At 63.4% G+C, this 20,080-nt stretch carries 20 protein-coding genes; 9 read left to right on the forward strand and 11 right to left on the reverse strand.

Annotated elements, in window-relative coordinates; translation table 11 throughout:
• The first annotated feature begins 18 nt into the window (after positions 1-18).
• The 3 genes from FJV80_RS08315 (at position 19) to FJV80_RS08325 (ending at position 2,153) form a co-directional block, all read left to right on the forward strand.
• Positions 19-252, forward strand: a complete 234-nt coding sequence (locus FJV80_RS08315; protein ID WP_010909092.1) for a BolA family transcriptional regulator — start codon at positions 19-21, stop codon at positions 250-252.
• 153 nt (positions 253-405) lie between these two features.
• On the forward strand, positions 406-741 hold the full coding sequence (gene grxD / locus FJV80_RS08320; RefSeq protein ID WP_010909091.1) for a Grx4 family monothiol glutaredoxin: 336 nt from the start codon (positions 406-408) through the stop codon (positions 739-741).
• A 143-nt stretch (positions 742-884) separates the two neighbouring features.
• The gene (locus FJV80_RS08325; protein WP_142876097.1) at positions 885-2,153 is read left to right on the forward strand and encodes a multidrug effflux MFS transporter; all 1,269 of its coding nucleotides are present in this window, start codon (positions 885-887) and stop codon (positions 2,151-2,153) included.
• Positions 2,154-2,163: 10 nt separating this feature from the next.
• Here FJV80_RS08325 and FJV80_RS34960 read toward each other — a convergent pair whose 3' ends face one another.
• The 4 genes from FJV80_RS34960 to rpsD all read right to left on the reverse strand — a co-directional run bounded on the left by FJV80_RS34960 (position 2,164) and on the right by rpsD (position 5,101).
• A complete protein-coding gene (locus tag FJV80_RS34960) occupies positions 2,164-2,397 on the reverse strand; it encodes a hypothetical protein (RefSeq protein WP_245437693.1) in 234 nt (77 codons plus the stop codon).
• A gap of 248 nt (positions 2,398-2,645) precedes the next feature.
• A complete protein-coding gene (locus FJV80_RS08335) occupies positions 2,646-3,473 on the reverse strand; it encodes an inositol monophosphatase family protein (RefSeq protein WP_095791552.1) in 828 nt (275 codons plus the stop codon).
• Positions 3,463-4,350, reverse strand: coding sequence for a tRNA 2-thiocytidine(32) synthetase TtcA (gene ttcA / locus FJV80_RS08340; RefSeq protein WP_095770881.1), 888 nt, complete (start codon positions 4,348-4,350; stop codon positions 3,463-3,465). The genes FJV80_RS08335 and ttcA overlap by 11 nt, the downstream gene beginning before the upstream one ends.
• 133 nt (positions 4,351-4,483) lie before the next feature.
• Complete coding sequence (gene rpsD, locus FJV80_RS08345) at positions 4,484-5,101, reverse strand: 30S ribosomal protein S4 (RefSeq protein ID WP_010909086.1); 618 nt, start codon at positions 5,099-5,101, stop codon at positions 4,484-4,486.
• A 371-nt stretch (positions 5,102-5,472) separates the two neighbouring features.
• On the opposite strand from rpsD, the gene FJV80_RS08350 reads away from it, so the two are divergent.
• Positions 5,473-5,670, forward strand: a complete 198-nt coding sequence (locus tag FJV80_RS08350; protein WP_027042433.1) for a hypothetical protein — start codon at positions 5,473-5,475, stop codon at positions 5,668-5,670.
• Positions 5,671-5,765: 95 nt separating this feature from the next.
• Here the strand turns inward: FJV80_RS08350 and FJV80_RS08355 are convergent, their stop codons facing one another.
• The gene (locus tag FJV80_RS08355) at positions 5,766-5,954 is read right to left on the reverse strand and encodes a DUF3008 family protein (RefSeq protein ID WP_010909084.1); all 189 of its coding nucleotides are present in this window, start codon (positions 5,952-5,954) and stop codon (positions 5,766-5,768) included.
• A 158-nt stretch (positions 5,955-6,112) separates the two neighbouring features.
• On the opposite strand from FJV80_RS08355, the gene FJV80_RS08360 reads away from it, so the two are divergent.
• On the forward strand, positions 6,113-7,495 hold the full coding sequence (locus tag FJV80_RS08360) for an RNB domain-containing ribonuclease (protein WP_142876098.1): 1,383 nt from the start codon (positions 6,113-6,115) through the stop codon (positions 7,493-7,495).
• A gap of 24 nt (positions 7,496-7,519) precedes the next feature.
• Here the strand turns inward: FJV80_RS08360 and murI are convergent, their stop codons facing one another.
• Complete coding sequence (gene murI / locus FJV80_RS08365) at positions 7,520-8,308, reverse strand: glutamate racemase (RefSeq protein ID WP_142876099.1); 789 nt, start codon at positions 8,306-8,308, stop codon at positions 7,520-7,522.
• Entirely contained in the window at positions 8,301-9,212 is a 912-nt protein-coding gene (locus tag FJV80_RS08370) for an RNA methyltransferase (protein ID WP_142876100.1), read from the reverse strand. Before FJV80_RS08370 ends, murI begins: the two co-directional genes overlap by 8 nt.
• 549 nt (positions 9,213-9,761) lie before the next feature.
• Between FJV80_RS08370 and FJV80_RS08375 the strand changes: the two genes are divergently transcribed.
• The 3 genes from FJV80_RS08375 (at position 9,762) to FJV80_RS08385 (ending at position 12,972) form a co-directional block, all read left to right on the forward strand.
• On the forward strand, positions 9,762-10,739 hold the full coding sequence (locus tag FJV80_RS08375) for a right-handed parallel beta-helix repeat-containing protein (RefSeq protein ID WP_142876101.1): 978 nt from the start codon (positions 9,762-9,764) through the stop codon (positions 10,737-10,739).
• Positions 10,740-11,055: 316 nt separating this feature from the next.
• Entirely contained in the window at positions 11,056-12,267 is a 1,212-nt protein-coding gene (locus FJV80_RS08380; protein WP_095770367.1) for an NADP-dependent isocitrate dehydrogenase, read from the forward strand.
• A 78-nt stretch (positions 12,268-12,345) separates the two neighbouring features.
• The gene (locus FJV80_RS08385; protein ID WP_142876102.1) at positions 12,346-12,972 is read left to right on the forward strand and encodes a glutathione S-transferase family protein; all 627 of its coding nucleotides are present in this window, start codon (positions 12,346-12,348) and stop codon (positions 12,970-12,972) included.
• A gap of 14 nt (positions 12,973-12,986) precedes the next feature.
• On the opposite strand, the gene FJV80_RS08390 is transcribed toward FJV80_RS08385, so the two are convergent.
• From FJV80_RS08390 to recA, 4 genes are all read right to left on the reverse strand, one after another.
• Positions 12,987-13,466, reverse strand: coding sequence for a DUF2269 domain-containing protein (locus FJV80_RS08390; protein ID WP_142876103.1), 480 nt, complete (start codon positions 13,464-13,466; stop codon positions 12,987-12,989).
• Complete coding sequence (locus FJV80_RS08395) at positions 13,463-14,758, reverse strand: SDR family oxidoreductase (RefSeq protein WP_142876104.1); 1,296 nt, start codon at positions 14,756-14,758, stop codon at positions 13,463-13,465. Before FJV80_RS08395 ends, FJV80_RS08390 begins: the two co-directional genes overlap by 4 nt.
• 10 nt (positions 14,759-14,768) lie before the next feature.
• Positions 14,769-17,435, reverse strand: coding sequence for an alanine--tRNA ligase (gene alaS, locus FJV80_RS08400; RefSeq protein ID WP_142876105.1), 2,667 nt, complete (start codon positions 17,433-17,435; stop codon positions 14,769-14,771).
• 259 nt (positions 17,436-17,694) lie between these two features.
• Positions 17,695-18,792 (reverse strand): recombinase RecA, encoded by a 1,098-nt coding sequence (gene recA / locus FJV80_RS08405; protein WP_010909075.1) that lies wholly within the window; start codon positions 18,790-18,792, stop codon positions 17,695-17,697.
• A gap of 280 nt (positions 18,793-19,072) precedes the next feature.
• On the opposite strand from recA, the gene FJV80_RS08410 reads away from it, so the two are divergent.
• Positions 19,073-20,017, forward strand: coding sequence for a carbohydrate kinase family protein (locus FJV80_RS08410; RefSeq protein WP_142876106.1), 945 nt, complete (start codon positions 19,073-19,075; stop codon positions 20,015-20,017).
• The last annotated feature ends 63 nt before the right edge of the window (positions 20,018-20,080 follow it).

Below are 20,080 nucleotides of genomic sequence, written 5' to 3' on the forward strand. Positions count from 1 at the left end.
CGAAACAGGAATTGTGCAATGGCAATGGACGCCCACGACATCGAAAAACTGATCAAGGACGGCATCCCGGACGCCAAGGTGACGATCCGCGACCTCGCCGGCGACGGCGACCACTATGCGGCTGAAGTCGTCGCCGAGAGCTTTCGGGGAAAAAGTCGCGTCCAGCAGCACCAGATGGTCTATGACGCGCTGAAGGGCAATATGGGCGGCGTGCTGCACGCCCTTGCGCTGCAGACCAGCGTTCCCGACTGAGGCCGTTCCGGCCAACACCCGCTTGGCCCAAACCCGCCCATCCTTTGCGCCATTTCGGCCATGGCGCGGCTAATGTCTTGTTTCGGGCAACCTATGGGTTTATTTGAGAGACATGTTTCGAGCCTGACTCCCACAGGCGTGAAAGGATATTCCATGAGCGGCATCAACGACTACATCGACAATGAAGTGAAGGGCAACGACGTCGTCCTTTTCATGAAGGGCACGCCCGGTTTTCCGCAGTGCGGTTTTTCCGGCCAGGTCGTCCAGATCCTCGACTATATCGGCGCCGACTACAAAGGCGTGAATGTCCTGGATTCGGCCGAACTGCGCCAGGGCATCAAGGACTATTCCAACTGGCCGACAATCCCCCAGCTTTACGTCAAGGGCGAATTCGTCGGCGGCTGCGATATTGTCCGCGAGATGTTCCAGGCCGGCGAGTTGCAGACCTTCCTGGTCGAAAAGGGCGTCAGCGTCAAAGGCGCCGCCTGATTTCGGTTTTGGGCATGTCGTAATGACTGCACTGAACACCGGGGCAGCTCCACCTCGGCAATTTTTATGTCCCGATATCGGGACCAAGACGAGCCAATGCGCCGGCCCGCCGGCGCGTTTTCGTTTGAGAGATCGGACTTGCCGTGGATCAGCAATCGACAGCGCCGCAATCGGCAAGCAAACTGCCTATTCCGCGCTGGGAGTTCATTGCGCTGTGCGCGGCGCTGATGGCGCTGAATTCCCTGGCCATCGACATCATGCTGCCGGCGCTGCAGCAGATCGGCGCCTCGCTCGGCGTCGAGAATGAAAACCACCGGCAATATGTGATCACCGCCTACATTCTGGGTTTTGGTGGCGGCCAGCTGTTCTTCGGGCCGATCTCGGACCGTTTCGGCCGCCGCTCGCCGCTCGTCGCCGGGCTGATCATCTATGTGGCGGCTGCGGCCGCCGCCGCCATCGCGCCAAGCTTTGAAACGCTGCTGATATGCCGCGCCGTGCAAGGCATCGGCGCGGCGGCCACGCGCGTCATCGCGGTCTCGATCGTGCGCGATACGTTCGAAGGCCGGCGCATGGCGGAGGTGATGTCGCTGATCTTCATGGTGTTCATGGCGATACCGGTCATTGCGCCGGGCATCGGCCAGTTCATCATGCTGTTCGCCACCTGGCACTATATCTTCGTCACCATGGCCGTCGGCGCGCTGATCGTGTCGGCGTGGTCGCTGCTGCGCCTGCCTGAAACGCTGCGCCCCGAATATCGCCGGCAATTGACGGTTTCCTCGGTCCTCGGCGGATTCGGCATCGTGCTCACCAACCGCATCGCGCTCTGCTACGCCTTTGCCAGCACCTTCATCTTCGCCGCCATGTTCGGCTTCATCGCCTCGGCGCAGCAGATCTATGTCGACATCTTCAACGTCGGCGAGATGTTCCCCGTCATCTTCGCCGGGGTCGCCGGCGTGCTGGCTTTTTCCAATTTTCTGAATTCGCGGCTTGTCGGCCGCATCGGCATGCGCCGTCTGTCGCAGAGCGCGCTGCTTTTGTTTCTGGTCATCAGCCTGGCCTGGCTGGTCGTTTCGCTGGAAATCAAGATGCCGCTCTGGCTGTTCATCACTTTCTTTGCCAGCGCCATGCTTCCCTTCGGTGCGCTTGGCGCCAATTTCAACGCATTGGCGATGGAGCCGCTCGGCCAGCTGGCCGGCACGGCGTCGTCCATCCTTGGCTTCATGCAGACGTTTCTCGGCGGCATTCTCGGCACGCTGATCGGCCAGGCTTTCAACGGCACGGTGACGCCGCTTGCCGCCGGCTTCTGCAGCGTCTCGGTCGCGGCGCTGCTGATGATCCTCATCGCCGAGCGCGGCAAGATGTTCCAGCCGCATAACCCACCCATTTCAGGGCATATTACCGACCTGCATTAGACGAGGTGCGTCAGGAGGCACCTTCAACCGCCGCCGTGAAGCGGGGCGCAAGCATGCGCCCGGCGATTGCTCCGCCCATGCTGTCCGAAAAAGGCAAAGGCAGCGCGTCGTCGAGGGCCTTGAGGATGGATGCCACGAAGGCCCGGCTGAGCTGCGGATCGGCGCCGAGATCCGAATAGGTGGCGCGAGGCTTGCCGATCAGCGTGCCATTGCGGCGCAGCGAGAACTGCAGCGTCAACGACATGCCCGCGGTCCCCGCTGGCGGCCTCCAGCAGGCATAGATAGCCTCCGACATCTCCTTGAGGGTGTCGACAGGTTCGGAGCTGTGGCAGGGGCGCTCTTGCGCGATTGCCGCGGTGGCGTTTGCAAGCAAGATGGCAGCAAGAGCCGCCGCAAGAATTGCGCGCCGAGATTTCATTCGAGAGAACCCCGCGAAAGCGCCAATTCTTCGGCCGCACAAAACCGGCAGTCAAGCGCGGGCCAGGAATTGACCTACCCAGCCCACAGTTCGCGGCGCAACTCCTGCCAGCTTTCGCGATCAGGAGCGACCAGCAAGCCGCCGCCAACATGCGACGGCAGATAGGCCGTGCCATCGAAGCGCGCGGCATGGCCGCCGGCCTCCGCATGGATCAGCACGCCGGCCAGATGGTCCCAGGGCATCAACTTGTTGTAGACGACGAAATGGCCATGGCCGCTCGCCAGCAAGCGATATTCGTGGGCGGCGCAGCGGTAGTTGAACTGCGACAGCGTTTTGGTCTGGTTGCAGGCCAGCCGCGTGCGGTCGGGCTCGGCCATATACTGCCAGGAAACCGCGCCGGTCATCCCGGAGATCGGCGCGCTAGCCGCAACCCGCACTGTCTCCAGTGTACCATGCGCATGGCGGATATGGCTGCCGGCACCCTTGGCACCGATCAGCCAGTCCTTGCCGACCGGATCATGGATGATGCCGGCGACCGTCTCGCCCTTGACCACGACGCCGAGCATGACGCCGAACAGCGGCACGCCGGAGGCGAAATTGAAGGTGCCGTCGACCGGGTCGATGACGAAAGCCAGATCGGCGTCGCCCAGGCCATCGAGCAGCGCCGGGTCGTCGGAACAGGCTTCCTCGCCGACGACCATGGCCGAGGGATAACGCTGGCGCAGCCTGGCGGTGATCAGCCGCTCGGCGTTGACGTCGGCTTCGGTCACCAGATCTGCGGCCGAGGTCTTCTGCCTGATGTCGCCATCGCCCAGCCGGCGAAAGCGGGGCATGATTTCGGTGTCGGCGGCCTCGGCCAGCAGGCTGGCCAGCCAGTCGATCGCGTTGTCGTCAAATGTCATCTGAAGCGTCTTGTCCTGTGATGAGGGTCTGGTTCAGGGCGGCGAAATCGAACAGCTTCCTGTCGAGCAGATGCGACGGCCGGGTGTTGGACAGCGCGCGGATCATGGTGTCCTTGCGGCCGGGCATGCGCCTTTCGATGTCTTCCAGCATCGCCTTCATGGCGTTGCGCTGGAGACCTTCCTGGCTTCCGCAGAGGTCGCAAGGAATGATCGGGAACCGCATCGCCGCGGCGAATTTTTCGAGGTCGATCTCGGCGCAATAGCTCAGCGGCCGCAGCACCATGACGTCGCCTTCGTCGTTGAGCAGCTTTGGCGGCATGGCGGCGAGACGGCCGCCATGGAACAAGTTCATGAAAAAGGTTTCGAGAATGTCCTCGCGATGATGGCCGAGCACCAGCGCCGAGCACCCCTCCTCGCGCGCGATGCGGTAGAGATGGCCGCGCCGCAGCCGCGAGCAGAGCGAGCAATAGGTGCTGCCTTGCGGCAGCTTGTCGGTGACCACCGAATAGGTGTCCTGATACTCGATGCGGTGGGCAATGCCGTTGGCGTTGAGATAGTCGGGCAGGATGTGCTTGGGGAAATTCGGCTGGCCCTGATCGAGATTGCAGGCCAGCAACTCGACCGGCAGCAGCCCGCGCCATTTGAGGTCGAGCAGCAAGGCAAGCAGGCCGTAGGAATCCTTGCCGCCCGACAGCGCGACCAGCCAGCGCTGTCCCGGCTCCACCATCGAGAAATCCTCGATCGCCTGGCGGGTCAGCCGCAGCAGCCGCTTGCGCAATTTGTTGAACTCGACCGAGGACGGCACATCGGCGAACAGCGGATGGGAGCCGCCTTCGGCGGCCGGCTCAAGCGTCTCGATGTCTGGCAGCATATTCATGGCGCGGCGGCCCCAGGATGTGATGTCCGTCCGGATTAGCGCATCGGCCGCAAAATCGAAACGGCAAAGCCGATGCGCCAAACAAAAAGGCCGCCTCGAGGGCGGCCTTTCGGTATCGCTAAAAGGCGTTCGCTTAGCGCGAATAGAATTCGACGACCAGGTTCGGCTCCATCTGCACGGCGAACGGAACGTCCGCCAGGCCAGGGATGCGCGAGAAGGTCGCAACCATCTTGTTGTGGTCGGCTTCGATGTAGTCCGGCACGTCGCGCTCGGCGAGGCCGACCGATTCCAGGACGATGACCAGCTGCTTCGACTTTTCGCGCACTTCGATGACGTCGCCCGGCTTGCAGCGGTACGAGCCGATGTTGACGCGCTTGCCGTTGACGTTGACGTGGCCGTGGTTGACGAACTGACGGGCGGCGAAAATGGTCGGCACGAACTTGGCGCGGTAGACGACCGCGTCGAGACGCGATTCGAGCAGGCCGATCAGGTTCTCCGAAGTGTCGCCCTTGCGGCGGTCGGCCTCTTCATAGACCTTGCGGAACTGCTTTTCCGAAACGTCGCCATAGTGACCCTTCAGCTTCTGCTTGGCACGCAGCTGCAGGCCGAAATCGGAAAGCTTGCCCTTGCGGCGCTGGCCGTGCTGGCCGGGGCCGTATTCACGCTTGTTGACCGGGGACTTCGGGCGGCCCCAGATATTTTCGCCGAGACGGCGGTCGATCTTGTATTTCGCGGATTCGCGCTTGCTCATCGCATTCCCTTTTCAAAACAACACACCCGCAACCTCATGGTCCGGGTGAAGGAAACGCGCCCTCCTCTGGCCTCCGTTTTCGAGACCTGACAGGGTTTTCCCACGCAACGCGGCGGAAAACCCACGGGACACGTCAGTTCAAACAAAACCAGAAACCAAGGCAACCGGTCCTGCGCATACAAAACAAACACCGGACATCGCTGCCCGGCGTTGGCGGCTGGTTAAACCGAGATTTAACCGGTGTCAAGCTTGTGAGTGGCGCGGCGCAACGCAACCCTATAGCGTCCCAGCGTTGAGCGATGCCGGATGTGGCGGGAGGTTTGCGCCAACGGCACCGGGAAGAGATCTGGAGCTAGAGGAGTCCAATCAGCATGAAGAAGTTCTTCCTTACCTTGGCCGGTGCCGCGGTGTTGGCCGGATCGATGGCGGTGGCGCCGGAACCAGCCATGGCGCGCCATTGGCACGGCCATAAGCAGGTCTGCCGCATCATCGTGAAGAAAAGGGTGGTGTGGCGGCATGGCCACCGCAGGGTGATCGTCGAGCGGATACGGCGCTGCCATCGCTGGTAAGGCAAAACATCCGCCTACAGACTTTGCTTTAGAAACAAGGCCCGCGGTTCCGTTGCGGGCCTTGTTTGTTCGGTCCGGCGTTTCGCGAACGACACTCAGTCTTTCGACTTCTTTTCCGGCAGCCCTTTGCGCTTGGTCTCGGCGAATTCCTCGAGCTGCTTTTCGCTCATGGATTCGTACATTCCTTTGGAAGCGCCTTTGAGCTCGCTCTTTTTCGTCTCGCCGCGCTTGGCGGAGAGCGCGGCGCCGGCGGCTTTCTGCTGGGCTTTCGAGGTGGCTGGCATGGCGGTTCTCCTTTGCTGTCAGGGAAACGCCGCTCTTCGGCGGCGGTTCCAGCGCCTGTGGTCCAGTTTCTCTTCCGATCGCCGCCGGTCAGGCAGCCAGCTTTGGCGAATTGGTCGGCAGCCTTCCCGTGTCCGAAGCCCTGGTGTAGGACGGCTGAATGAAGTCCCTGACAGACCCCTCACAAGCGCTCTCCACCGGCCTGGCGAAAATCCGCACCGAGTTCCACGTGCCGGATGGATTTCCGGCTGACGTGATGGCCGCAGCGGAGGCGGCGGCCAGACGTGTGCCGAACCAGCATGCCGATCGAACTGACATGCCCTTCGTCACGCTCGATCCGGCGGCCTCCACTGATCTTGACCAGGCGTTCTCGATCGAGGCAAGCGGTGGCGATCTTCTCTTGCATTATGCCATCGCCGACGTTGCATGGTTCGTCGAGGACGGCGACGCGCTGGATCGCGAAGCCTGGACGCGCGGCGAGACGCTGTACCTGCCCGACGGCAAGGCCGGGCTCTATCCGCCGGCACTTGCCGAGGCTGCGGCGAGCCTGTTGCCGGATGGACCGCGTCCAGCTGTCGTCTTCACCGTCCGGGTCGCTGAGGATGGCGCGGTAAAGTTGGACGGCGCGGAGCGGGCAATCATCCAGAGCCGCGCGAAGCTCGCCTATGACAGCGTGAAGGCCTCCGATGTTCCGGCCGACTTCGCCGAAATGGCGCGGCGCATGGCGGCAAACGAAGAGCGGCGCGGCGCTTCCCGCGTCGACCCGCCCGAGCAGGAGGTGGAAAGGCTTGCCGATGGCAGCTTCCGGCTTTCGTTCAGACCGCTGCTGCAATCCGAGCAGGACAACGCCGCGCTTTCACTGGCCGCCAACATGGCGATCGCCGACGCCATGCTGGCGCACAAGACCGGACTGTTTCGGGTGATGTCTGGGCCAGACGCCTCCAAGGTGCAGAGATTGCGCAACGCGGCAGAGGCGCTCGGTCTGTCCTGGCCGGCCTCAACCAGCCTGCGCGACTACCAGCGCACACTCGATCCGGCTGATCCGAAACAGGCGGCGTTGATGCTGGAAATCCGCCGCGCGGGCAATGGCGCGTCCTACCAGCCCTACCAGGAGGGTGTCGTTCCCTGGCATGAGGCGATGGCTGCGACCTATGCCCATGCGACCGCGCCGCTCAGGCGACTGGCCGATCGCTATGTCGTGCGCTGCGCGCTGGCTATCGCCAACGGCCAGCCCGTGCCGCAGGCCGTCAGCGATGCGTTCGCCGGACTGCCGAAGGTGATGGGACGTGCGGATGCCCGCGCTTCGCAGATCAGCCATGCAGCCATCGACCTTGCCGAGGCGGTGATGCTGAGGGGACGCGAAGGGGAAACGTTCAAAGCCGTCGTCACCGACTTCGTCGACCATGGTGTGCGCGTCCAGCTTGCCGACATGCCTGTCGTTGCCACCGTAAAGGCCTCCGGTCTCAGGCAGGGCGACGGTGTGACGCTAAAGCTGGGCTCGGCCGATCCGGATCAACGCAGCATCGTCTTCGAACCTGTTTGAGCGACTGGCGTTGGGCGACATCAATCAGCGCACGGACAGTCCAAAGCCCTGCATCAGCCGGCCGACGGCGAAATCCGCCTTGCCTGACGTAAAGACCGCGATATCGGGCTCGCCTTGCGGCAGCGCCCCGTCGACGGGCGGCAAGAGCGAAAGGGCACGCCTCGCGATCGCTTCGGCCGGGTCGATCCAGTCGACCGGCCAGGGCGCGGTCTTGCGCATGCGGTTGACCAGGAACGGGTAGTGGGTGCAAGCCAGCACGACGATGTCGGTCCTGAGCCCCTCATTTTCCATGAAACAGGGCGCGATCTCGGCGCGCACGGCTTCCTCGTCGACGAAACCCTCGCGCATATAGACTTCGGCAAGGCCCGCCAGCCTGTCGCTGCCAACCAGGCGGACATGGCATTTCTGCGCCCATTTACTGATCAGGTCGCGCGTGTATTGCCGCTTCACCGTGCCCGGCGTCGCCAGCACGGAGACCAGCCCGGAGCGGGTGCGCTCCGCCGCCGGCTTGACCGCCGGCACGGTGCCGACGAAGGGATGGCCGGGAAATCTCTCGCGCAGCGCATCGATCACCAGCGTCGAGGCGGTGTTGCAGGCGATGACGGAAATCGCAGGCGCAAACCGGTCGAGCAATTTGGCGAAGAGTTCGAGTATGTGGGTGCGCAGTGCCGGTTCTTCCCAGGCGCCGAACGGAAAGGCCGCATCGTCCGCGACATAGACGAAGCGCCGGTCCGGCATCAGCACGCGCGCCTCGCGCAGCACGGTCAGCCCGCCGACGCCGGAATCGAACATCAGGATCGGCTGCTCAGTCATTATCGGTTCCCTTGCCGCCCAGCGGTGGCGCGTCCTCATCGTCACCCACAGGCTTGTGCGCCTGGCGATCGGCCTCTGCCTTGCCGGCGCGCGCCGCGGCCGGAAGCCGCCTTGGATCATCGCCCGGCGAGCCGTCGCCGCGCGGCATTGCCGGCGAAAACCTGTCCAGCGAGGAGATGATGCCGCGCAGCACCTTCAGCTCCGGCTCGGCGAAACCGGCGCGCGTCAGCACGGCGCGCAGATTGTCCACCATCTTGGGCTTCTTCGGCGCCGGCCGGAAATAGCCGCGCGCTTCCAATGCGCCTTCGAGATAGGCGAAAAGGCCGTGCAGCTCTTCCTTGCTGGCCGGCTTCATCTCCGGCCCGGTGAAATTGGTCTTGGTCTCGTCCTCGAGGCCCGACTTCATCCACTCATAGGACATCAGCAGCGCCGCCTGGGCGATGTTGAGCGAGGAGAAATCGGGATCGACGGGAAAGGTTACGATCTCGTCGGCGAGCCCGACCTCGTCATTGTAGAGACCGAAGCGCTCGCGGCCGAACAGGATGCCGGTGCGCTGCCCCATGCCATGACGGGCGCGCAGCACCCTGCCCGCCTCCACGGGGCCGCGCACGGCCTTGAAACCGTCGCGGTGCCTGGCGGTGGTGGCGAAGACGAAGTTCAGATCGGCAAGGGCCGAGGCCAGATCGTCGAACACCGTCACGGCGTCGATGACATGGTCGGCGCGGCTGGCCGCGGCGCGCGCCTTCTCGCTCGGCCAGCCGTCACGCGGATTGACCAGGCGCAGTTCCGACAGGCCGAAATTGGCCATGGCGCGCGCGACCATGCCGATGTTCTCGCCGAGCTGCGGCTCGACGAGGATGATCGCCGGACCGCCAGGGCCACGCTGAAAGTCTGTTGCGGTCATGTGTTCCAGATGATTGCGCTACGAGGTCACCGCGTCCTGCCATATCGATACGGCTTTTTGAAGAGTTGTCGGTGACCTGGCGACAAATAGCCTTGTCCCGCACCCCCTGTGTTGGCGCGAAAAATCCAAATTCGCTCCACCGGCGGGCTGGAGCAAATGGTCACACGCCCGTACAAGCAAACGAGCCACGTGCTCCATCTTCTCAAGGGATGGTTGAGATGTGGGCATCGCGGCCGCTCTGGCAACGACAAGCTATCCAACCCTATACTGCTTGATGGCTCTGCCTTACTTTTTTATCGGCGACATCTTCCGGTTACAGAAATAACCTATTAGCTATATGTATAGTTAAATACGGCGATGCGGCCGCCGCTGTGACATAATCTTAGAAAATTGCAATATCAAAACCGCTTGGGGCCAAGCTGTATCGGTAAATTCATTTGAAGACGGAGCGTGTCTTGCACGCTCCTGTCACTTATCTGTGCCCCAAGCGTTTCCACACGGGTTTTCAATAGCCGACACGGGTGTTGGCCAAACTTCAGGAGGGGGCAAATGAACGTCTTACGGTTTTTCCTTTCAATCGCTGTGTTGCTTCTGGCATCGGTCTTCGTGATTGCTCCGGCTTCCGCGCAAGCGACACGGACCTGGGTTTCCGGCGTCGGCAACGACGCCGATCCGTGCAGCCGGACGGCACCTTGCAAGACGTTTGCCGGCGCCATCTCGAAGACGGCGACGGCCGGCGAGATCAACTGTCTGGACCCGGGCGGATTTGGCGCGGTCACCATCACCAAATCCATCACAATCGACTGCAGAACGACTGAAGGCGGTGTGCTTTCGGCGCTCGTGAATGGCATCATCATAAACACGCCCGTCGGCTCCGTCGTGCATCTTCGCGGCCTCGACATAGACGGCGTGGGCACTGGACTCGACGGCGTGCGGATGATCGGCCAAGGTCAACTGCATATCGAGGACTGCAACATCGAGCGGGTGACCAGCAATGGCGTCGAATTTCTTCCCAACGGCGCCAGCGAACTCTACATAATCAATACACGGATAGCCGAGGCAGCCGGTGGCGCCGTTCTTATCAAAACGACTGGCGCCATCGGCATCAATGCCATCCTGTCCAGGGTGGAACTGACCAACAGCGCCAATGGCATTCTTGTCGACGGCACCGGCAACACCTCTGCCATGAACGTGGCGCTGACCGACAGCCTGGTCAGCGGCAACAGCGGCAACGGGGTGGCGGTCAAGTCCGTCGCCGCGGCATCGTCGGTACGCGCGACGATCGTCAACACCACGATCAGTTCCAATGCCGGCGTCGGCGTGAATGCCAACGGCGCCGCCGCCAGCGGCGCCGGCAGCGCCATCGCCTTTCTCGGCGCCTCGACGGTGTTCGGCAATGTCACCGGGGTCAGCAACACCAGCAGCGGCGCCGTCCAGTCGTTCAAGAACAACATGATCTCCGGCAACGTGGCCGACGGCACGCCAATCGCGGCCTTCCCCGGCCCTGGCGGCACGCCGCTGCAATAAGCGCCTGCCGCCTGCATGCGGCAGCATGAAACAAAGGCGATGCCGCCTGCCTCTCGATGGGCAGTGCGGCATCGATTTTTGTTCACGATTGCTGGATCGATTCACCGTTTCGCGGAAACGCCGCCTGTCCCCTTGTTTTACGGCAATTTCGAACGAAAACCCGCTTCACGCTTTTCCTAGACTAGAATTGCGCCGGCAGCAGCCTGCTTCCGCATTGCCCGGTTTGCGCCGCCCGGATCGCTTTGCTATAGGCGAAGTCCCTATCCTGGCGGGGCCGACCCGCCATCCCCCAACTGTTGAACGAGGCATTCTTTCCATGGCGAAGATCAAGGTGGCGAACCCGGTCGTCGAACTCGACGGCGACGAGATGACCCGCATCATCTGGCAGTTCATCAAGGACAAGCTGATCCACCCTTATCTCGACCTCAAGCTCGAATATTACGACCTCGGCATCGAGCACCGCGACGCCACCAACGACCAGGTGACCATCGATTCGGCCAACGCCATCAAGAAATACGGCGTCGGCGTGAAATGCGCGACGATCACCCCCGACGAGCAGCGCGTCGAGGAATTCAAGCTGAAGAAGATGTGGAAGTCGCCCAACGGCACCATCCGCAACATCCTCGGCGGCACCATCTTCCGCGAGCCGATCATCATGAAGAACGTGCCGCGCCTGGTGCCGGGCTGGACCAAGCCGATCATCGTCGGCCGCCACGCCTTCGGCGACCAGTACCGCGCCACCGATTTCCGCTTCCCCGGCAAGGGCAAGCTGACGATCAAGTTCGTCGGCGAGGACGGAAAGGTGATCGAGCATGACGTGTTCGACGCTCCCGGTGCCGGGGTCGCCATGGCCATGTACAATCTCGACGAGTCGATCCGCGAGTTCGCCCGCGCCTCGCTGAACTACGGCCTGCTGCGCAACTATCCGGTCTACCTGTCGACCAAGAACACCATCCTGAAAGCCTATGACGGACGCTTCAAGGACATTTTCCAGGAAGTCTACGAGGCTGAATTCGAGGCCGAGTTCAAGTCGAAGAAGCTGTGGTACGAGCACCGCCTGATCGACGACATGGTGGCCTCCAGCCTGAAATGGTCGGGCGGCTATGTCTGGGCCTGCAAGAACTACGACGGCGACGTGCAGTCCGACACGGTGGCGCAGGGCTTCGGCTCGCTCGGCCTGATGACCTCGGTGCTGATGACGCCGGACGGCAAGACGGTGGAAGCCGAAGCCGCGCACGGCACCGTCACCCGCCACTACCGCCAGCACCAGAAGGGCGAGGAAACCTCGACCAATTCGATCGCCTCGATCTTCGCCTGGACGCGTGGCCTCGCGCACCGCGCCAAGCTCGACGACAATGCTGAACTGAAGCGCTTTGCCGAGACGCTGGAAAAGATCTGCATCCAGACTGTCGAGTCCGGCTTCATGACCAAGGACCTGTCGCTGCTGATCGGTCCCGACCAGCCCTGGCTCTCGACCACCGGCTTCCTCGACAAGATCGACGAGAACTTGCAGAAGGCGATGGCTTAAGAGCCCAGTTTTACACAAGCGAAGGCTCCGAAAGGAGCCTTCGCTTTTTTGGGCCAGCGAAAGCGAGGATCTGACAGCATGACCAGGCCGATCCTCTATGGCGCGGACTACAGTGTCTATGTGCGCATCGCGCGGATGGCGCTGGAGGAGAAAGGCGTCGACTACGAACTGGTGCCGCTCGACATCTTCGCCGCCGAGGGCATCCCGGCCTGGTATCTGATACATCACCCGTTCGGCCGCATCCCGGCCTTGGAGCATGACGGTTTTCGCCTTTTCGAGACGAATGCGATCACCCGCTATGTCGACGAGGCCTTCGACGGCCCGGCGCTGCAGCCCGCCGATGCGCGCGGCCGCGCCAGGATGGGCCAGATGACAGGCATGCTCGACGCCTACGGCTACCGCGCCATGGTCTGGGACGTTGCCGTCGAGCGGCTCGAAAAGCCAGAGCCGGATTTGAGCCTGATCGCCGGCGGGCTGCGGCAGGCGGAAACGGTCCTCAGGGTGCTCACATCACTCAAGGCTCCCGGGCCATGGTTGCTCGGCAATCGGGTGACACTGGCCGACCTGCATGCGGCGCCGATCATCGCCTATTTCCTCAAGGTTGCCGACGGGCAAAAGCTTCTGGCCGAGTTTCCCGAGATTCTGGCATGGTGGGACCGGATCGCGGCCACAGAAGCCTTTGCCATGACCGAAAAGGCTGATTGAAACCCGAGGCGGCGCTAAAACCTTATCTCGGGCCGGGTCACCATCAGCCAGAGGATCGCAAGCACCGCGCCAAAGGCTGGAAAACCGCAAGCAAACCAGATGCGAAAGAGGCGTTTCTCTTCGGCGGGCAGCGGCGCGTTCTCGATGGCCGCCTGCCGCGCCAGATTGCGGATCCTGATCTGAATCCAGACCACCGGCAGCCAGAACAGGCCGGCCACGACATAAAGCAGCAAGGACAGCGCGATCCAGCCTTCGGAGAGCGGCCAGCCCGCAGCCTGCGCCAGCAACACGCCGGTGGCCGGCTGCACGATGACGGCGGTCGCCGTAAAAATGGTGTCGGCGATGACGACCGTGCCCGCGACATGGGCGACGAGATCGGCGCGGCCGCTGCGTTGCGCCATCAGCATGAAGAAGGCAATGCCGGCGCCGGCGCCGAACAGAACCGTGGCGCCGATGACATGCGCCCAGCGCAATATGTCGACCCAGAGGCTCATCGCTCGTCGAGCACCGCGAGCGCAACCAGCACCAGGCAAAGCGCGGGGATCGTCTTGACCAGCGGCCCCAGTGGATCAAGCCATAGACCTGGGACAAGAAGCGACGCCCCCGCCAGATAGGACAGGGTGATGGCAATCATCGCCAGCAGCGCGCGCCGGGCCAGGGATCGGACCACGACGGCCGCGCCAACCAGGATGTCTGCCGTACTTCCGGCCAGAACCGCGATCTGGGCCAGGCTCGCCGACACGCCGTGCGAAACAAGGATATCCGCCGCCGCCTCTTGCCGGATCAGGCCGATGACACCCGAAACAAGCCAGAATAGGGACAGGCAGGCGAAGATGACAGGCTTTGTCAGCCAGAGGCGGGCGAACCATCGTTCCTGGACATTGGCCGGCATGTCGGCCAGCGTTGCTTCCAGCGGCAGAAGCGGACGGCCGGAAATTCGGTTCCAGGCCGCTGCGTCGCCCGTGACACCGCCCGCCACGGCAGCAAGGGCTGCGCTGCGCAGCGGGGACCGCCAACCAAGAGTTCCAAGCACATCTGCAACCGCGCCGGCGAGCCGGCCGAGAATGGCTGGCATCGGCACCACTCTCGCAGGCGGCAGACCAAGCCACGCGCGCAAGGTGGAGAGGACCTCGGCGAGCGGTCTGGCATTGGCTTCGACGAGATCGACGGCGAGTCGGGGCGGCAGCGATCCGGCGACCGCGCGCGCCACCGCTTCGGCAACGTCGGTGACCGCCACGGTCTGGACCGGCTGGAGCGGCATGACGGCCGGAACAAAACCGGGGAATGCCGCAAGGGCGCGCAAAAGTGCCGTCCCGCCATAGGCAGCGGGCGCGATCACAAGGCCCGGCCGCAGGATGGTCCACTCCAGCGAGGAGCTTGCGACGGCCTTGTCGCCTTGCGCCTTGGTGCTGAAGAAAGGATTTGCCGAGGCGAGATCGGCACCGATCGCGGAGATCTGCGCAAAGCGGTGCACACCGGCCTGTTCGCAGGCCGCAACGAGTGCCACCACCGAGCCCCGGTGAACGGCGTCGAGGCGGTCGCACGGGCCGTCCTGCAAGGCGCCCGCCGCATTGACCACCGCGTCCATGCCCGCAACCACCGGCAGCCAGTCTTCAGCGGCAAGGAGTTTCGACATGTCCGCCGCGATCCAGCGCACCGCCGGCCGGCGTCGCCCGGCATCCTGAACATCGCGACCGAGGCCGGTCACGTGATGGCCGTCGCGAAGCAAACGGCCGATGACAGCGTCCCCGATCAAACCATAGCCACCGAGGACGAGAACATTCATGTCATGGCTTTCAGGCGGCTTCGAGAGCCGCCTTCACAGCCGCGATCGCATCATTGGCCTTCGAGGCATCCGGGCCGCCAGCCTGGGCCATGTCGGGCCGACCGCCACCGCCCTGTCCGCCCAAGGCGGCGGAGGCGACGCGCACCAGGTCGACGGCGCTGAAGCGGCCGACGAGATCGTCGGTGACGGCGACGACGACGCTTGCCTTGTTGTCCTCGCCGGCACCGACGAAGACGACGACGCCGGAGCCGAGCGAAGTCTTTCCGGCATCGGCCAGCGGCTTGAGATCCTTCGGCGAGACGCCGGAGACCGCCTTGCCGAGGAAACCGACGCCGGCGACCGTCTCGTTCTCCGAGGGCGCACCCGCCGCGGCACCGCCGCCGAGTGCCAGTTTCTTGCGCGCTTCGGTCAGTTCCTTCTCGAGCTTCTTGCGCTCTTCGAGCAAGGTCTCGACGCGCGCCGGCACGTCGGCGGGTGAGATTTTCAGCACGGCTGCCGCCGCCTTCAGGCGCCTGTCCTGCTCGTCGAGATATTTTCTGGCCGCCTCGCCGGTCAGCGCCTCGATGCGACGCACGCCAGCGGCGACCGCGCTATCGGAGACCACCCGGACCAGGCCGATATCGCCGGTCGCCCTGACATGGGTGCCGCCGCAGAGTTCGACCGAATAGGGCCGGTTGGCCTTGGCGCCATGCAGGCCCGTGCCCATCGACACGACGCGCACCTCGTCGCCATACTTCTCGCCGAACAGCGCCATGGCGCCCTCGGCGATGGCGTCGTCGACCGACATTAGGCGTGTGGTCACCGGGCTGTTCTGCACGACGATTTCATTGGCCATGCGCTCGACCTCTTCGAGTTCCTCGGCCGAGATCGGCTTGTTGTGCGAGATGTCGAAACGCAGGCGCTCGGGCGCGACCAGCGAGCCCTTCTGCGCGACATGGGTGCCCAGCACCTCGCGCAGCGCTTCATGGATCAGATGCGTGGCGGAGTGGTTGGCGCGCAGCCTGGTGCGGCGTGCATGATCGACCTTGAGCTCGACGGCAGCGCCGGTCTTGACCGTGCCGCTCGCCACCTTGCCCAGATGCACGAACAGGCCGTCGGCCTTCTTCTGCGTGTCGGATATCGCGATCGAGAAACCTTCGCCCGAGATGACGCCGGTGTCGCCCATCTGGCCGCCGGACTCGCCATAAAACGGCGTCTGGTTGACGACGACCGCAACGGCATCACCCTTGCCGGCGCTGTCGACGGTCTTGCCGTCCTTGACCAGCGCCTGGATGAGGCCTTCCGCCTGCTCGGTCTCGTAACCGAGGAATTCTGTGGCGCCGGTCTTTTCACGCACCGAGAACCACACCGTTTCGGTGGCGGCCTCGCCGGACCCGGTCCAATGCTTGCGCGCCTCGGCCTTCTGCTGCTCCATCGCATTGGTGAAGCCGGCCAGATCGACCGAGATGTTGCGCTGGCGTAACGCATCCTGCGTCAGGTCGAGCGGGAAGCCGTAAGTGTCGTAGAGCTTGAACGCCGTCTCGCCATCCAGCATGTCGCCGGCATGCAGCGTTTCCGTCGCCTCGGAGAGCAGGCCGAGGCCGCGCACCAGCGTCTTGCGGAAGCGCGTCTCCTCGAGCTTCAGCGTCTCGGTGATCAGCTGTTCGCCGCGCGGCAGTTCGGGATAGGCCTGGCCCATTTCGCGCACCAGCGCCGGCACCAGCTTCCACATCAGCGGTTCGTTCGCGCCGAGCAGCTGCGCGTGGCGCATCGCGCGGCGCATGATGCGGCGCAACACGTAGCCGCGGCCTTCGTTCGACGGCAAGACACCGTCGGCGACCAGGAAGGAGGACGACCGCAAATGGTCGGCAATGACGCGGTAGGAGGCCACCGTTTCCGTATCGGGCGCGCGGCCAAGCGCGGAGGACGCCGCATCGATCAGGTGACGGAACAGGTCGGTCTCGAAGACGCTTTCCACCCCTTGCAGGATGGAGGCCATGCGCTCCAGGCCCATGCCGGTGTCGATGGACGGGCGCGGCAGGTCGATGCGCTCCTCCTTCGTCACCTGTTCATACTGCATGAACACCAGGTTCCAGAATTCGAGGAAGCGGTCGCCATCCTGTTCGGGGCTGCCGGGAGGGCCACCCCAGATGTGCTCGCCACGATCGATGAAGATTTCCGAGCACGGCCCGCACGGACCTGTGTCGCCCATCGCCCAGAAATTGTCCGAGGTCGGGATGCGGATGATGCGATCGTCCGAGAAACCGGCGATCTTCTTCCAGAAGCCGGCCGCCTCGTCGTCCGTGTGGTAGACGGTGACCAGCAGCTTGTCCTTCTTCAACCCGAACTCCTTGGTGATCAGGTTCCAGGCAAGCTCGATGGCGCGCTCCTTGAAGTAATCGCCGAAGGAGAAATTGCCGAGCATCTCGAAGAAAGTCAGGTGGCGCGCGGTGTAGCCGACATTGTCGAGGTCGTTGTGCTTGCCGCCTGCGCGAACGCTCTTCTGGGCGGTGGTGGCGCGCGAATAGGACCGCTTCTCCAGACCGGTGAAGACGTTCTTGAACTGCACCATGCCGGCATTGGTGAACATCAATGTCGGATCGTTGCGCGGCACGAGCGGGCTCGAGGCCACGACCTCGTGGCCCTCCTTGCGGAAATAGTCGAGAAATGTCGACCGGATCTCGTTCACGCCACTCATGACTGCTGCCTTTTCGCGAAAACCGCCGGCGCGGCCGGCGGAAACTGGTGTCTGCTTTCCAGAAATAGACTTGGCCTTTTAGCGGCCACGCTCCAGCCTGTCCAGAAACACGGAACTGGGCCAATCCTGGGAGTCTATTGGTCCCAAAAACGAAAACCGCCGGCGCGAAGGCCGGCGGTTTTGGACGCGATACTAAAGAACTCGGTTACTTAAGCATCGGATCATAGGTCGACTTTATGGCCGAACTCTGTCCGTTGCCCTACATCGCGCCGGCTTCGTCCTCAAAACCGTCGTCGCCGCCTTCAGAGCCACCATTTTCGAGGAACTTTTCGGCGATAAGCCCGGCATTCTGCCTGAGCGCCAGTTCGATCTCGCGTGCGGTATCGGGATTGTCGCGCAGGAACAGTTTTGCATTTTCGCGGCCCTGGCCGAGACGTTGCGAATTGTACGAGAACCAGGCGCCGGACTTCTCGACCACGCCGGCCTTGACGCCGAGATCAACCAGCTCGCCGGTCTTGGACACGCCCTCGCCATACATGATGTCGAACTCGACCACCTTGAAGGGCGGCGCCAGCTTGTTCTTGACCACCTTGACGCGGGTCTGGTTGCCGACGACCTCGTCGCGATCCTTGACCGAGCCGATGCGGCGGATGTCGAGGCGCACCGACGCATAGAATTTCAGCGCGTTGCCGCCGGTCGTGGTTTCGGGCGAACCGAACATGACGCCGATCTTCATGCGGATCTGGTTGATGAAGATGACCATGGTGTTGGAGCGCGAGATCGAGGCGGTCAGCTTGCGCAGCGCCTGGCTCATCAGGCGGGCCTGCAGGCCGGGCAGCGAATCGCCCATCTCGCCCTCGATTTCGGCGCGCGGCGTCAGTGCCGCGACCGAATCGACCACCAGCACGTCGATGGCGCCGGAGCGCACCAGCGTGTCGCAGATCTCCAGCGCCTGCTCGCCTGTGTCGGGCTGCGAGATCAGCAGGTTCTCAAGATCGACGCCGAGCTTGCGGGCATAGACCGGGTCGAGCGCGTGTTCGGCGTCGACGAAGGCGCAGATGCCACCCTTCTTCTGGGCTTCGGCCACCGTGTGCAGCGCCAGCGTCGTCTTGCCCGAGCTTTCCGGCCCGTAGATCTCGATGATGCGGCCGCGCGGCAGGCCACCGACGCCGAGCGCGATGTCGAGACCGAGCGATCCGGTCGGCACCGTTTCAATCTCGACGACCTGCTCGTTCGCGCCGAGCCGCATGATCGAGCCCTTGCCGAAAGCCCGCTCGATTTGCGACAGCGCCGCATCCAGAGCCTTTGATTTGTCCACTGCCTTATCCTCTACAAGCCGCAAAGAATTCTGAGCCATGATACATCACCCCTTGGTCGTCAATGAAGGCCGGACAATCCGTAATCCCTGCCATTTTGTACCTTTTTTGTTCTCGTTTGGCAAGAGGGATCAAATATCTGAAAAGCCAGTCATATCCGGATTTGTTCTTTTTCCGTACCAAGAGATCGAACAGGAATGCACCCCGCATTGGGCCAGACTGCTCGGTTGTATCGATCCGCCGAATCGCCATCTTGCTGGCGAAGGCTATGACGCAGTCTAGCGCTTGTGCAGTTGCAATAACAAAGGGCATATCGCCGGCATGGTGAAATCCATAGAGATATTGGCCGTGGGCGGCGCCCATATCGACCGGCGCGGCCAGGTGTCGGGCACGTATGTGCCGGCGGCGTCCAATCCCGGCACGATGCGCGAGGACGTCGGCGGCGGCGTGTTCAACGCGCTGCGCAGCACGGTGCGGCGCGGCGTATCGGGCTCGCTGATGTCGATGCGCGGCGGCGATGCAGCGGCGGACACCATTTCGCGAGCCATCGCCGAGGCAGGCATCGCCGACCTGTCGGCGGTCTTCCTCGACCGCACGACGCCGAGCTACACCGCGCTGATCGATCGCGAGGGCGAGTTGATCGTCGGCTTTGCCGACATGGTGCTCTACGATCTGGCGTTTCCCAAGCAGATGAGACGGTCCAAGGTCCGCGAAGCGATCGCTGCCGCCGATGCCATCCTGTGCGACGCCAATCTGCCGTCGGCGGCACTGGAGCGGCTGGTTTCGCTTGCGGCCGGCAAGCCGGTGTATGCCATTGCCATCTCGCCGGCCAAGGTGGTGCGGCTGATACCGGTGCTCAGCGCGCTGGCGCTGGTCTTCATGAACCGGCGCGAAGCCGTCGCGCTGGCCGGCGTCAACGCAAACGCCGCCGAAGGAGATGTCGTCGACGGGTTGCGATGCAGCGGCCTTGCCAGCGGCGTCGTGACGGCAGGCAGCGCGCCGGTGCTGGGTTTCGATGAAGCAGGCGCCTTTACGATCCAACCGCCTGCCCCGAGAAAAGTCGCTGACGTCACCGGCGCCGGCGACGCGCTGGCGGGTGCGACGGTGGCAGCCCTGCTGCGCGGCCTGCCGCTGCGCCAAGCCTTGCGCGAAGGCGTCGCGGCGGCGACGCTGGCCATCGAAAACGTCGACGCCATCCCCGATTTTACCGCGGCGAGCTTCGCCGAAGCTCTGGCTCTTGTGCCGGACGCGCAGGAAGTGGCATGAGACCGGCAAATTCATAGTGCCGCTGTGTTGCCGGGCGCCCCCCATGCGCCGCACCGCGAGTTG

The organism is Mesorhizobium sp. WSM4310 (assembly GCF_007003935.1).
Lineage (GTDB): Bacteria > Pseudomonadota > Alphaproteobacteria > Rhizobiales > Rhizobiaceae > Mesorhizobium.

Coding starts and splice junctions, on each gene's coding strand:
- FJV80_RS08390 (WP_142876103.1), bottom strand. CDS start 13,466: ATGAGCCTCTGGGTCGACATATTGCGCTGGGCGCATGTCATCGGCGCC.
- rpsD (WP_010909086.1), bottom strand. CDS start 5,101: ATGAGCAAGCGCGAATCCGCGAAATACAAGATCGACCGCCGTCTCGGC.
- grxD (WP_010909091.1), top strand. CDS start 406: ATGAGCGGCATCAACGACTACATCGACAATGAAGTGAAGGGCAACGAC.
- FJV80_RS08395 (WP_142876104.1), bottom strand. CDS start 14,758: ATGAATGTTCTCGTCCTCGGTGGCTATGGTTTGATCGGGGACGCTGTC.
- FJV80_RS08380 (WP_095770367.1), top strand. CDS start 11,056: ATGGCGAAGATCAAGGTGGCGAACCCGGTCGTCGAACTCGACGGCGAC.
- FJV80_RS08385 (WP_142876102.1), top strand. CDS start 12,346: ATGACCAGGCCGATCCTCTATGGCGCGGACTACAGTGTCTATGTGCGC.
- recA (WP_010909075.1), bottom strand. CDS start 18,792: ATGGCTCAGAATTCTTTGCGGCTTGTAGAGGATAAGGCAGTGGACAAA.
- FJV80_RS08350 (WP_027042433.1), top strand. CDS start 5,473: ATGAAGAAGTTCTTCCTTACCTTGGCCGGTGCCGCGGTGTTGGCCGGA.
- FJV80_RS08335 (WP_095791552.1), bottom strand. CDS start 3,473: ATGACATTTGACGACAACGCGATCGACTGGCTGGCCAGCCTGCTGGCC.
- FJV80_RS08410 (WP_142876106.1), top strand. CDS start 19,073: ATGGTGAAATCCATAGAGATATTGGCCGTGGGCGGCGCCCATATCGAC.
- FJV80_RS08360 (WP_142876098.1), top strand. CDS start 6,113: ATGAAGTCCCTGACAGACCCCTCACAAGCGCTCTCCACCGGCCTGGCG.
- FJV80_RS08355 (WP_010909084.1), bottom strand. CDS start 5,954: ATGCCAGCCACCTCGAAAGCCCAGCAGAAAGCCGCCGGCGCCGCGCTC.
- FJV80_RS08370 (WP_142876100.1), bottom strand. CDS start 9,212: ATGACCGCAACAGACTTTCAGCGTGGCCCTGGCGGTCCGGCGATCATC.
- FJV80_RS34960 (WP_245437693.1), bottom strand. CDS start 2,397: ATGTCGTTGACGCTGCAGTTCTCGCTGCGCCGCAATGGCACGCTGATC.
- ttcA (WP_095770881.1), bottom strand. CDS start 4,350: ATGAATATGCTGCCAGACATCGAGACGCTTGAGCCGGCCGCCGAAGGC.
- FJV80_RS08315 (WP_010909092.1), top strand. CDS start 19: ATGGCAATGGACGCCCACGACATCGAAAAACTGATCAAGGACGGCATC.
- alaS (WP_142876105.1), bottom strand. CDS start 17,435: ATGAGTGGCGTGAACGAGATCCGGTCGACATTTCTCGACTATTTCCGC.
- FJV80_RS08375 (WP_142876101.1), top strand. CDS start 9,762: ATGAACGTCTTACGGTTTTTCCTTTCAATCGCTGTGTTGCTTCTGGCA.
- murI (WP_142876099.1), bottom strand. CDS start 8,308: ATGACTGAGCAGCCGATCCTGATGTTCGATTCCGGCGTCGGCGGGCTG.